At 42.6% G+C, this 13,120-nt stretch carries 9 protein-coding genes and 2 tRNA genes; 6 read left to right on the forward strand and 5 right to left on the reverse strand.

Translation table 11 applies throughout. From position 1 onward, the window contains the following. The first annotated feature begins 368 nt into the window (after positions 1–368). The 3 genes from OCU77_RS11920 to OCU77_RS11930 all read left to right on the forward strand — a co-directional run bounded on the left by OCU77_RS11920 (position 369) and on the right by OCU77_RS11930 (position 4,101). The gene (locus tag OCU77_RS11920) at positions 369–1,625 is read left to right on the forward strand and encodes an L-lactate MFS transporter (protein WP_107302891.1); all 1,257 of its coding nucleotides are present in this window, start codon (positions 369–371) and stop codon (positions 1,623–1,625) included. A 72-nt stretch (positions 1,626–1,697) separates the two neighbouring features. Next, on the forward strand, positions 1,698–3,392 hold the full coding sequence (locus OCU77_RS11925) for a LytS/YhcK type 5TM receptor domain-containing protein (protein WP_315972511.1): 1,695 nt from the start codon (positions 1,698–1,700) through the stop codon (positions 3,390–3,392). After that, the gene (locus OCU77_RS11930; RefSeq protein WP_048900244.1) at positions 3,370–4,101 is read left to right on the forward strand and encodes a LytR/AlgR family response regulator transcription factor; all 732 of its coding nucleotides are present in this window, start codon (positions 3,370–3,372) and stop codon (positions 4,099–4,101) included. Before OCU77_RS11925 ends, OCU77_RS11930 begins: the two co-directional genes overlap by 23 nt. A gap of 301 nt (positions 4,102–4,402) precedes the next feature. On the opposite strand, the gene OCU77_RS11935 is transcribed toward OCU77_RS11930, so the two are convergent. Further along, positions 4,403–4,493: transfer RNA gene (locus tag OCU77_RS11935), tRNA-Ser, on the reverse strand. 25 nt (positions 4,494–4,518) lie between these two features. Continuing rightward, positions 4,519–4,606 (reverse strand) — tRNA-Ser (locus OCU77_RS11940). A 231-nt stretch (positions 4,607–4,837) separates the two neighbouring features. On the opposite strand from OCU77_RS11940, the gene mscM reads away from it, so the two are divergent. Further along, a complete protein-coding gene (gene mscM, locus OCU77_RS11945) occupies positions 4,838–8,152 on the forward strand; it encodes a miniconductance mechanosensitive channel MscM (RefSeq protein ID WP_107302892.1) in 3,315 nt (1,104 codons plus the stop codon). A 119-nt stretch (positions 8,153–8,271) separates the two neighbouring features. Here mscM and OCU77_RS11950 read toward each other — a convergent pair whose 3' ends face one another. The 3 genes from OCU77_RS11950 to dcuC all read right to left on the reverse strand — a co-directional run bounded on the left by OCU77_RS11950 (position 8,272) and on the right by dcuC (position 11,525). Further along, the gene (locus tag OCU77_RS11950; RefSeq protein WP_160314744.1) at positions 8,272–8,721 is read right to left on the reverse strand and encodes an L-alanine exporter AlaE; all 450 of its coding nucleotides are present in this window, start codon (positions 8,719–8,721) and stop codon (positions 8,272–8,274) included. Between the two features lie 676 nt (positions 8,722–9,397). Then, the gene (pepE, locus tag OCU77_RS11955; RefSeq protein WP_048901067.1) at positions 9,398–10,135 is read right to left on the reverse strand and encodes a dipeptidase PepE; all 738 of its coding nucleotides are present in this window, start codon (positions 10,133–10,135) and stop codon (positions 9,398–9,400) included. 10 nt (positions 10,136–10,145) lie between these two features. Beyond that, positions 10,146–11,525: a C4-dicarboxylate transporter DcuC gene (dcuC, locus tag OCU77_RS11960; protein WP_048901066.1), complete on the reverse strand. Its 1,380-nt coding sequence runs from the start codon at positions 11,523–11,525 to the stop codon at positions 10,146–10,148. Between the two features lie 431 nt (positions 11,526–11,956). Here dcuC and rsxA point away from each other — a divergent pair, with 431 nt between their 5' ends. Together rsxA and rsxB are read left to right on the forward strand one after the other, a co-directional pair. Beyond that, positions 11,957–12,538, forward strand: coding sequence for an electron transport complex subunit RsxA (rsxA, locus tag OCU77_RS11965; RefSeq protein ID WP_048901065.1), 582 nt, complete (start codon positions 11,957–11,959; stop codon positions 12,536–12,538). 1 nt (position 12,539) lies between these two features. Continuing rightward, positions 12,540–13,118 carry an electron transport complex subunit RsxB gene (rsxB, locus tag OCU77_RS11970; protein ID WP_094956426.1) on the forward strand — a complete coding sequence of 193 codons (579 nt, stop codon included), beginning with the start codon at positions 12,540–12,542 and terminating at the stop codon, positions 13,116–13,118. The last annotated feature ends 2 nt before the right edge of the window (positions 13,119–13,120 follow it).

Genomic DNA, 13,120 nt, shown 5'->3' on the forward strand with positions numbered 1-13,120 from the left:
CTGTATAAACAGGACTTTATGGTACCCGCACTGACACCCTCGCCTTTATTTATTTGCTTTTTAACTGACTATAACTATGAAATATCAGCCTTGATAATTAGGCAAAAAGGATGTGCTAGATGTGGAAGGGCTATCTCATAACAAATACTAGAGGATAAAGAGCACGTGCGTTTAGTACTGCTTATTTTTACTGCTCCTCTCTCATTTATTGACTCTAACCGCTGCTGCTCATGCCGAAATAATGCCGTTCATGCTCATAAATTGCAGCTCATTTTATAGTTTTCACCAGCTATTGGCGTCGTTAACCGTTAAGCGTATTACTAGGGCCAAAGCGATTTTGACTATGAATGATTTTTGGAGAATGCGGCATGCAATCATCAACCACGCAGCCTAACCGTCTGTGGACACTGTTGGGTACTATTCTTACCCAATTTGCACTGGGCTCAGTCTATACATGGAGCCTATTTAATGCGCCTCTTGCGAGTAAGCTAGATACCCCCGTCAGCCAAGTGGCTTTCTCATTTGGTATTTTAAGCCTTTCTTTAGCCGTGGCATCTTCGCTTTCAGGTAAACTTCAAGAGCGTTTCGGTGTTCGTAAAGTAACAATCAGTGCAGGTATTATGCTAGGGCTGAGCCTGATTATTACCTCTTACGCACCTAATCTTCTGGTGCTCTATGTTGTCGCGGGATTCTTAGTCGGGTTTGCTGATGGTACAGGTTATTTGATGACGCTATCAAACTGTGTGAAGTTTTTCCCAGAGCGAAAAGGTGTAGCTTCAGCATGTGCAATCGGCGCTTATGGCTTAGGCAGCCTAGGTTTTAAATACATTAACATGTACTTCCTAACCCATTCTGGTGTCGAAATGACATTTAGCGTCTGGGGCATCATTGCGATGTGCTGTGTGGTGATTGGTGGGATGATGATGCGTGACGCGCCGATCCATAACAAAGAGAGTCATAAAGAAGCAAACCAAAGTGAATCGAATAAAGCTAACACACAATCACATACTGCGGCACCACTCTCAGAAGACTTTACGCTTGCAGAGGCATTTAGAACACCACAATTCTGGATCCTATCTCTTATCTTCTTAACAGTTTGTATGTCTGGGCTTTACGTTATTGGTGTAGCAAAAGACATTGGTGAAAACTTTGTTCACCTTAATTCAGCAGCCGCTGCAACCTCTGTCGCTATTATCGCTGTTTGTAATCTATCGGGTCGTTTGGTACTGGGCGTATTGTCAGATAAAATAGCGCGTATTCGTGTTATCAGCATTGCACTGTTCATTTGCTTAATTGGTGTTGTGTGCTTACGCGTAGTTGCACTTGAGCAGTACAGCTTTTACTTAGCAATTGCCTGTATTGCCTTTAGCTTTGGTGGCACTATTACCGTTTACCCATCTTTGGTTAGTGACTTTTTTGGCTTAAACAACCTAACTAAAAATTACGGTTTCATTTATTTAGGTTTTGGTATTGGTAGCTTTGTGGGTTCCGTGATTGCTGCACTGTTCGGTGGCTTTACTGCAACCTTCTCTGTGATGCTGGCACTGGTTGTTATTTCTATCGTGTTCTCGCTCACCGTTAAATTACCTCAAAAGACGCAACCTCTTCAGCCTGTGATGTGTTAACACTGGCTGTTAAGTGCGTTATTAAGCCCTTATGTTCACGATAAGGGCTTTTTTCGTTAAAGGAGTTCTAACTTGTTCCTTGAACATTTACAGATGTTATTCAACGTGTTAGAGCGCGCAGCATTCATGTTGTCTGCGCTATTCTTGCTCACACAAGCGCGTGTATTTAAAGATATCATGCACAAAGATGAATCAGAGCGAAAACCAACTGAACTCATTTTTGTCTCGATCCTTTTCATCTTTTTCGCGATTTTCAGCACTTATACCGGAGTAAATGTAGAAGGCTCACTGGTTAATGTACGTATTATCTCCATTATCTCTGGCGGTATCATTTTTGGCCCTTGGGTCGGCCTACCTGCGGGGATAATTTCAGGTATTCACCGCTTTTTAATCGATATAGATGGTCCAACATCTATTCCTTGTTTAATTACCAGTACCTTCGCTGGCGTCTGTGGCACTCTGATATACCGTTTTGGTAACAAAAAACATTATATCTGCTGGGGTATTGCGGCTGGGATGTTTTGTGAAGTGCTGACAATGGCGCTGATATACTTGCTAGCCGATGACAAAGCCCTCGCAGCCAGTATTGTCCAAAACATTGGATTACCTATGGTGCTCGGCTCCGCAAGCATCGGTTTGATCATTAAGCGAATCCAAGATGTTCATAACGAGCGAGACCGTTTTGCGGCCCAACAAGCAAAACGATCGCTAGATATTGCTAACCAAACACTGCCTTTATTCAAACAAAACCACTCAGATAGCTTGGCACAGATATGTGACATTATTCGCCGTGAAACCCAAGCAGATGCCGTCTTCATCACTGACCGTGAATTCATCTCGGCCTATGCCAATGGCGTGACACTTGGCCACTATAACGACCACCAAACCGCTTGTGGCCCACTGGTACAAAAAGTATTAGCCCAGAAGACGTCTGTGGTAGCGAATAACTACGAGTATGAGGATTACCGCTCGGCATTGATTATCCCACTTCAAGAAAGTGACCATATTACAGGCACGTTGAAAATCTGCTTTCGGAAGAAGAATCAAATCTCGCAACCGCTTATCGAAATGGCGCAGGGATTATCTGTACTAATTTCTACTCAAATTGAAGCTTCAAGTGCAGAGCAAACCAAAACAATGCTGCAGAAAGCAGAATTCTCGGCATTACAGAGTAAGATTAATCCACACTTCTTATTCAATGCTCTGAATGCCATCTCAACCCTGATTCGAATTCAGCCAGATAAAGCACGCTCATTGATCGCTAACTTAGCCGATTTCCTTCGCTATAACTTGGAGCGAGACGAAGATTTTATTGATGTGCACTCAGAACTGCAGCAAGTGCGAGATTATACGGCAATTGAATTAGCACGTTTTGGCAACAAGCTCACCGTTGATTTTGATATTGATCCTGTCCATATTCAGATCCCTTGCTTACTCATCCAACCTTTGGTTGAAAATGCTATCCAGCATGGTATTCAACCTTTCAGTCGCCCTGGACATGTCTTCATCAAAGTAAAACAGCAAAGCGATCATGTTTTGATCAGCGTTAAGGATACAGGCGCAGGGATCCCACAAACTGTTATTGATAAACTTCATAGTGGCGCAATGGAAAAGAACAAAATCGGTTTAATCAATGTGCACCAGCGCGTTAAACTCATTTATGGTCAAGGGCTACAAATCCACAACTTAAAAGATGGCGTTGAAGTCTCTTTTAAGGTTATGGATCGTCAAACAGAGGCAGTATATGTTGAAAGCGGTCATTGTTGAGGATGAGTATTTAGCACAAGAAGAGCTGAAGTACCTTATTTCTCAATACAGTAATATCGACGTCATTGCGGTATTTGACGATGGTCTTCAGGCCTTTAAATACCTTCAAGGGCATACCATTGACGTACTGTTCTTGGACATTAATGTCCCCTCGATTGATGGCATGATGTTAGCTAAAAACCTGCACAACACGCAGAAGGCGCCCAAGGTGGTATTCACCACTGCGTATAAAGAGCACGCTTTAGATGCCTTTGATATTGAAGCCGTCGACTATTTGCTGAAACCGCTCAATGTAGAACGTGTACAGCGCGTTCTGGAAAAGCTCGAACTGCAATCAGTCGCGAGCAGCCAACCTTTTTCCATACCAGCCGATATACCAACAACAACACTACCGCTTCAACAACAGAACCGCATTTGCATCGTTGATATCAAAGATATTCATTATGCTGTCGCAAAAGAGAAGATCACCGAAGTATATACGCAAGATAGCCAGTATATCGCCCCCTACACTATCAGTGAGTTGGTGTTACGATTACCTGAAGACACTTTTTTTCGGTCTCATCGTTCCTATTGCATCAACCTCAGTAAAATCACTCAGATCACCCCTGGAATGAACAGCACTTATGTCGTCAATGTACAACACAGCCACGCTGATATTCCTGTCAGTCGAAGTAACCTTAAACTGTTTAGAACCAAAATGAAGTTATAGCAGCTGGCTTGAAATAATTTACCGCAAATTCCTTTATTCACTTTCAACGCATACAAAAAAGCCCAACTTAATGGGGTCACTTCATTTCTGCTGGGCTTTTTCTAAATGTGGCGGAACGCTGTGAGTATGGCGGATTTGGTACAAATCCTTTTCACGTTAGCTCAAACGTAAAAAAGCCAGCAATTAAGCTGGCTCTTTTGAATGTGACGGAGCGTTCTGGGTGCGCGGATTTGATTCAAATCCAATTCCACTATAGCCAAATGCAAAAAAGGCGCTGATAAATCAGCGCCTTTCTTAAATGTGGCGGAGAGATAGGGATTTGAACCCTAGATACGCTACAAACGTATGCCGGTTTTCAAGACCGGTGCTTTCAACCACTCAGCCATCTCTCCTAATTGTAATCATCTAAAAAGATGATGGCGGTGAGGGAGGGATTCGAACCCTCGATACGTTGCCGTATACACACTTTCCAGGCGTGCTCCTTCAGCCACTCGGACACCTCACCACATTGTCGCTGACGCTCTGCGTAACGACGGCGGCTAATGTAATCAGTTGAGGGTATAGGGTCAAGTGTTTTTGTGAAGATAATCACTGTTTGGTGAGTAATAGGTCAAATCGTTGTATCTTACGGCAGCTACTTGTATTTATTCATTGCTACACTTTAGAATTAGCCAAAACTACTCTATTTACACAAACTTGCGCTCACACAAAAGTCTGCGCTCCAAAAGGAAAATGTATGGCGATTTTCAAGCATCTGCTGATTTCAACGATGCTGCTTTGTTTCTCAGTATTCCCTTGCCATGCCGATGATCTCACTAATACTCAAGAAACCTTGAGTCAAAAAATTGAGCTTCTTGAGCAAGAGCCCAAGACCCCTGACACTCTGAAAACGCTAGACACTTTCCAAAAAGCGCAACGCCAACTCGAACAAATCAAAGACTTCAACCGACAAACAAAAGACTATCAGCAATTAATGGCTGATTACCCCCAGCTAGCGGAAGATTTAAAGCAAGAAATCAGTGCGTTTTCAGTGACTGAATTTCCAGACTTTACCGACTGGAACGCCGATCAATTAACGCTAGAAATGGCGACTCAAGATCAAAAGCTACAGCAGTTCGAACAAAATCGTAAAACACAAAAAAATATATTCTCCGACATCGAACAAGGCATTGATCTCTTTTCGATTCAAACGGAACAATTACGCGCAAAAATTAAAGCTACAGAAAACAAAATTCGAATCGAAACCAACACCAGTAATAATGAAGACAAATTACTCGTACTCGATATCGCGCACCAATACTATATCAGCCAAGTTTACATGCTTGAAGCTGAGCAACTCAGTGCGGGGAATCGTCGTCAATTAGCAAAACTGGCTATCCAACGCATCAATTTAGATATAGAAGCAAGTCAAGCGTATCGCAACAACCTTCAGAATACGCTTAACCGCGTTGAACGAGCATCTGTTGATGAAGCCGCTGAACAAAGTGATGAACTACAAAGCGAATTGATGAACCAACCAACCGAAATCCGTCGGTTAGTACTCACCAACAAACAGCTGTCAAACGCCCTTACAGCAATGACAACGAAGACAGAACAAGTTCAACAGCTGCAGCAACAAACCACCTCACATATCGCTCAGGTCAACCGTGCCGCCGAGGAGCTTGAACGTGTATCTGAATGGCTACGTCTAAGCCCTGCATTTAGTGAAACATTACGTACCCGAATTAAAGACCTACCTGATAATCCACCGATAGAAGTTCTCGATCAGCAAATTGCGCAGCATCAAATTAAAAAATATGAGTACCAACAGCAACTTGATCGCCTCACTAATCAGGCAAAGCAACCCGCGTCTAAAAACTTAACCCCAGATCAGCAGCGCACGGAAAAAGAATTGATCGAGGCTAATATCGATTTGCTCAAACAAGTCGTTAATAGCTCAGATAAAGTTATCTACCAAGAAGCAACGCTAAAAGTCGCCTATGACAAGCTTAACAATGCACTAACTGAACTCGCCTCAGAATCACAAAAGGAGCTATTCTGGGCACCCGATACCAATAGCCTCAGCTGGAACTTAATTGTTGATACTGTTGAAAAAACCCGTTGGTTCTTTTCACCGTTTCAGTGGGTCAACATAGTTAAACTACCTGCAGCCCTTACCCTTTCTAGCTTTATTGTCACCTCGGTACTGATTGGGCTATTAATTGCATTAAGTCGCTGGAGCCGTAAGCGCTGGAAGATTCGATTAGAGCGTATCGAGAAACAAATCGGTAAAGTCACCCTCGATAAATTCCGCTTTAGTTACATCAATGTCATGATTGCGCTTGCACTTGCGCTACCTATTCCTTTGTGTGTATTTTTACTTGGCAACTTGCTAACAGAAGCATGGCAATATCCTTTTTTCCATCACCTCGGGCAAGCTCTCTCCCTGCCATTGTCCTTGGTTGTATACTGCTTTATTCGTGAGTTAGTCCGCGATAACGGCTTGTTCATCAGCCACTTCGGTTGGAATGAGAAAGTCGTTAAAGATGCCTTCAGCCATTACCGCACCTTCATGTGGGTCTACTTCCCAATGATGGTGATCCAAGAGTTCACACTGCTTTATAGTGACGTTGATGTTCGAGCGACCATAGGCCGTCTCGCCTTTATTATCAGTAATGTCGCTGTCAGCTACTTTCTCTACAAATTATGGCGAGACAAAATGCCGATGACTTATGGAGAGGTCCCTGAAGGGAAAGCCCACCTACGTCATCATTTAATATTTGGCACCTTTATTCTCATCCCTCAAGGGCTCAATTATACCGCGCTACTGGGGTATTTAAGTTCCGCACAATCTGTGATGGAGAAGCTAGAAGTGTCAGCATTCTTAGGTGTTGTCACCCTACTGGTTTACTTCCTGACCAAGCGCTTGATGTTGATTCAAAAACGCCGATTGGCATTTGAACGTGCGAAAACCAAGCGCCAAGAGATCTTGGCACAGCGTTTAGCCGAGATGAATGAAGAACGCGAAGAGTTTCATACCAGCAGTGAAATGCAAATTGAAATTGAAGAGCCAGAGATCGATCTCGATAAAATCAGTGCGCAATCATTGCGTTTATTACGATCACTGCTATTTCTTATTTATTTATCACTACTTGCCGTTCTCTGGGCTGACCTCTACCAAGCAACAACGCTACTGGAAGATGTCACCCTGTGGGATGTAACCAATACCATCAATGGTATTGATGAACTGAGCGCAATAACCGTTAAGAGTGCCTTCCTCGCCTTATTAGCCTTTGGCTTAACCGCTGTATTTGCGCGAGATTTGCCTGCGGCGATGGAGCTGTTGATCTTACAACATATCGAACTAAGCCCAGGGACAGGTTATGCGTTAACGTCACTAACCCGCTATATCACTATTTTTGTTGGTATTATTGTGGGATCAGGTTTAATCGGTTTCGATTGGTCTAAAATGCAATGGCTTGTCGCGGCACTAGGTGTCGGACTTGGGTTTGGTTTGCAGGAGATTTTTGCCAACTTTATTTCGGGTATCATCATCTTGTTTGAACGCCCAATCCGAATTGGAGACACAGTCACAATTCGCGACCTTACTGGCGTTATTGCCAAAATCCAAACCCGTGCAACCACCATTGTCGATTGGGATCGTAAAGAAGTAATTGTACCGAACAAAGCATTTGTCACCGAGCAATTCGTTAACTGGTCACTGTCTGATGCCATTACACGTGTCACCCTCACTATCAATGTGAAATACATGGCCGACAGTGAATTAGTCACACAATTATTGTTTGATGCCGCCCACGAGTGTGAACTGGTGATAGATAACCCTGCACCAGAAGTCTTCTTCCTGGGTCTATCTGCCGATTGTCAGAACTTCGAAGTACGTGCTTATGCTGCTGAAACAGGTCACCGACTAAGTTTAACCCATGATTTACACTGCCGTATCAAGCGTAAATTCATTCAGCACAACATTGATATTGCGCATCCACAATTGGAAATCGCTATCAAAAATCAAAAGTCACACCCTTTTGCGCGTAGACGCTTCACCAAGGCATAAACGCAGCAATAAATAGTGATCAACAGAATCAAAAAAGGTGCCGCATGGCACCTTTTTTATATCTGACACATATCTCACACTTTAATCAGTTAAGATCTACTCATGTAAAACACATCTTATTACTGCGCCTGGTAGTAACCCGGTACTTTAAACATTTTGCGGCAAGCATCTAAAAAGTGACCGTAAACCACACCAAGCGCACCAGAAACAACCGCATTACTTGCAACCGCTTTCATGATTTGATCTGCGTCTGCACCAACAACAACCAGAATCATCGCATAGACTGGTGATTGGAACAGTACATACGCCAACATATCAGCGACGCTGCGCATCCAGCCTGAAGCTGATAGACGTTTGCCTGCACGCAACATGGCATCACGAAATACACCGTATGGCCATGCAATCGCAATGTTAATCGGTATCGACAAAGTTCGCGATGCCAGCGACTGCTCTAGCGTCATACCAGAAATAAACACTTCAATTAACATACCAGCGATAAAGCTAAAGATAACCATTGCGAATGTATCGGCTGCTGCATTTCGGATATTGAATGAATTTTTAACTGACACGCGCCCTTCCATAACTGCATCAAGCAGTGATAAAAACCAGATAAATTAATGATAATGGTTAGATAAACCAGATAAATAAAACAAGGCAGTTTATTTGCGTATTGGAACAGCTTTTAACCAAAATATGGCACTAAAGTTCAAATTAAAAACTGTATTTAGTGCTGAATTTATAAATCTTTTTGGAAGAAAACGCCAAGAGTGCACCAGTCACGTGCCACAAGGTAAATGTAAGGGCCATTTTCAATGGTTAAGTGGCACAATACTGACTATTTTGATCATGTTAAGTGTGTTTTTTGGCTCATTGAATATTTAATCCAATCAAATGATTCATTTATTCTAATTAACAGTATTGAAACATTAGTTTTTGTACATAACATGATGAATTTAAATAATAATGATGATAAATACCAAGATCACAGTTTGTTTTTATGAACCACTTCATCACTTAATAAGCCCTAAAATCGTTCTTTTTAAGTCTCCTTATGAAATTAAGCCTGTATATGTGATTTTTTTAACTTTTAACCATTCGATTTTTTTATCAATTCAATACACAAATTCATCTGAACCTTTCTTCATTGTTGGTGAGCACCTCTTATTCCGTTACACGTCATTATTTTCTTTCAGGTATAAAAAAGGCAGGCTCAAAAGCCTGCCTTGAACAGCTTAACTTATGTGATTAACAGCTATGGTCCATTAAGAACTGAATGTCTTGACCTTCCGTGTAATAAACAGGCTCATTACCGTAGCTAAATAGCTTCAAATCTTTACCATTCGCGCTGTGGTAGCTTAATTCACCATCACGCAAGTGCAGCCATGTCCCTTCCGGAATGCCAATCACAGGCTCATGCTGGTTGATTTCAAGGAACTCTTGAATACGCTCATCACGCGTTTCGCCATTATGACCTTCCACCTTCGCTTCCAAGTAGTGCGGGTTAATTTGGAATGGCACCAGGTTAAGTGATGGTAAGATAGCACCTGTAATAATTGGCATATCGTTAGTCGTACGAATCGTTGGGCATGTAATGTTTGTCCCCGCACTCCAACCAATGTATGGGATACCTTGGTCTAATACCGCTTTGCGAATAGGGCCGACTAAACCTAAGTCATGCAATGTTTTGTTGAGTACCCAAGTGTTACCACCACTGACCAAAATACCGTCTGCTGCTTTTAATGTCGCAACAGGATCTTTTGCTTGATGAAGACCTGTCACAACACAATCTAAGCCTAACGCGTCGAATGTTTGCTGCACCATAGCAACACGATCATCATGGCTCGAACGAATTACCGCGTAAGGGATCAACACCCAGTTTTTTGCACCTGTACGTTTTACTTGTTCAATAATCGCATCTGCCGCAAAGCCCATTACGTGGTCGTTGCCGGCAATCTTGCCATTACTTAACATCAAAATATCCATCTTCTTTTCCTTACGAGTACTTGATTACCGCCAGCACTAATACCACCAGCATACTGCTGATCATTGGTACTGACGTGCGTTTAATAACATCTATCGGGGTAATGTTTGCCATACCAGAAACCGTGATGATGACGCCCGCTACAGGAGACATAGTACGTCCAATGCCTGCAGCAAATAGAATTGGCACTAATGGTAATAGTGGATTCACACCAAAGTTAGTTGCAATTTGCGGCACAATCGGAATGAAAGCCATTACTGGCGCATTACCTGACCCTGTAATAAATGCAGTTAACAAAATAAAACCAGAGAATACGATAACAATACCGCTTGGACCTAAATCAAATGATTTTGCGGTATCGATAAGTGCAGTGATCGCGCCAATGTTTTTTAAACCTGCAGAGAAGAATTCAGCTGCAATCATTAACGTTAACACGCTAGCAAAGATCATCCCTGTACCTTTCAACCATGCTTCAAAGTTGTTGAATGCACGATGAATAGAACGGAAACGAACGGCTTCAATAACGATACAAATCGTGATGGTCGACATCATTGCAATAGGGATCGTCATGGTAATAGATTCCATCACCATGCTTGAAAAGCCGAACAAAAACACAAAAGGCAAAACTGGAAGTAGCGCGTAAAAGCCCGGTACTTCATCGTTATCGTCGTGTTGCTTTTCTAATGTTTCGAGGTATTTTCCACGATCTTGTGCAGGATCGTACCCTTCACGTCTATCACAGTAACGCTGCCACGCAATATTAACCAATGGAATAGAAATAAGCAGCAGTAGTTGGAAAATGGTTTGGTGATTAACCACAAAATCCATAATTTCAACATTAATGGCGTTGGCGCCGATAACCGCATTAATCTGACCTGGGCCATATTCCCATGCAGTCGGAATAACAATGGTTGCTACCGCAGTTTTCGCACTCACACCGGCGTTACGCAGTACTGGGTATAAAGTACCCATTAATAGTAGTGATAACGATGTCGCACCAGTAATGAACACATACATGATGGAAACAAAAACCAGTACTAACGCAAGCAGTACATACGGGCTTTTCACTGCCATCACTGGGCGCGAAGTTGACTTAACCAAGGCTTGAGATGCCCCGATATGGTTCAAATATGTTGACACACCCGCAATAGATACCAGTGTTAAACCAACTTTACCTAAACGGCTATTGGTAATTTCTGTAAAGCGCTGCCAAAGATCGAAAAACAAGGCACCTTGCGTTTTACCATCAGCCAGCACAGGCGATATATCCATAATTTGTGCAAAAGCTAATAGTAATAAGCCTGCCGTGATCAGCGTTGCTTGTGGGTTAAACTTTTTAAGCATCGAATACGCCACAAGGCCGACGATAGCAAGGGTGAATAAATATTCCATAAAATTAAAACTCTCCAGTTAATTGCTCGGCAATACTGCCTAACAATGCACTGTAAAATTTTGACCTATGGCACATAAACAACACCAACCACTACCACTAACCGCTTATTGCTATATGTATCACTAATTTTCACTCGTAAAGCAAAATTTTAAATACAGCCAAGTTACATTAGACAACATCTCACATATACAAGTGCGCAACATGATGAAGATAGCCAGAAATATGCTCTGCTAACAGATGTGAATAAATGCGCCATCTACTGACTTTCCACGTAAAAGAATCATAACAAGCTATTCATTTATCAATACATGGCGGGCGTTTAATGCTTAAAGAATCAGCACTCTTGAAAAACCCTGCAAGAGAGGTGTTGTTATCGCTTGCTCAAAGTCAGATAATATGCAGATCTCTTTCAAAAAATAATTAAGATGGTATGACTGAATACCTGCTATTACTTGTCGGCACAGTACTGGTTAACAACTTCGTGCTGGTCAAATTTTTAGGCTTATGCCCTTTCATGGGTGTATCTAAAAAACTAGAAACTGCCATTGGTATGGGCTTAGCCACGACCTTCGTGCTAACGCTCGCGTCTGTGTGTGCGTATTTGGTTGAAACCTACATCTTGGTTCCCCTTGGCATTCAATACTTGCGTACGCTTAGTTTTATCCTTGTGATTGCCGTTGTAGTGCAATTCACAGAAATGGTCGTACACAAAACCAGCCCTACCCTATACCGTTTATTAGGTATTTTCTTGCCACTGATCACCACTAACTGTGCCGTATTAGGTGTTGCCCTACTGAACATCAATGAACGTCACAATTTCACCGAATCTGTTATTTACGGTTTTGGTGCTGCTGTTGGTTTCTCGTTAGTGCTGATTCTATTCGCGTCAATGCGTGAACGAATTGCCGCTGCCGATGTACCAGAGCCATTTAAAGGTGCATCTATTGCAATGATCACAGCTGGATTAATGTCGTTAGCTTTCATGGGCTTTACTGGATTGGTGAAACTGTAATATGAGCGGAATTTTAATTGCAGTAATTGCAATCGCCGTACTTGCCGCTATTTTTGGTTTGATTTTGGGTTTTGCCTCTATTCGATTCAAAGTCGAGGCTGATCCCATTGTTGAGCAAGTCGATGCGATCTTACCGCAAACACAATGTGGCCAATGTGGCTACCCTGGTTGTCGACCTTATGCAGAGGCAATCGCAAATGGTGATGACATCAACAAATGTCCCCCAGGCGGTCAAGCAACCATAGAAAAACTGGCCGATCTTATGGGGGTGGACGTACCAGATGCCGCCCATGATGAAGAACTGTCAATCAAGAAAGTTGCCTTTATTCACGAAGATATGTGTATTGGCTGCACCAAGTGTATCCAAGCCTGTCCTGTCGACGCCATCGTAGGCGGCACTAAAGCATTACACACTGTTATTAAAGACGAATGTACTGGCTGTGACTTGTGTGTTGCACCTTGTCCTACCGACTGTATCGAAATGATCCCAGTCGAAACGACGCCAGAAAGCTGGAAGTGGAATCTCAATCAGATACCTGTTGTTAACCTTCCTGCAGAACCGAGCGACAAGGTAGAGTAACC

The sequence above is a fragment of the Photobacterium swingsii genome, from assembly GCF_024346715.1.
Taxonomy (GTDB): domain Bacteria; phylum Pseudomonadota; class Gammaproteobacteria; order Enterobacterales; family Vibrionaceae; genus Photobacterium; species Photobacterium swingsii.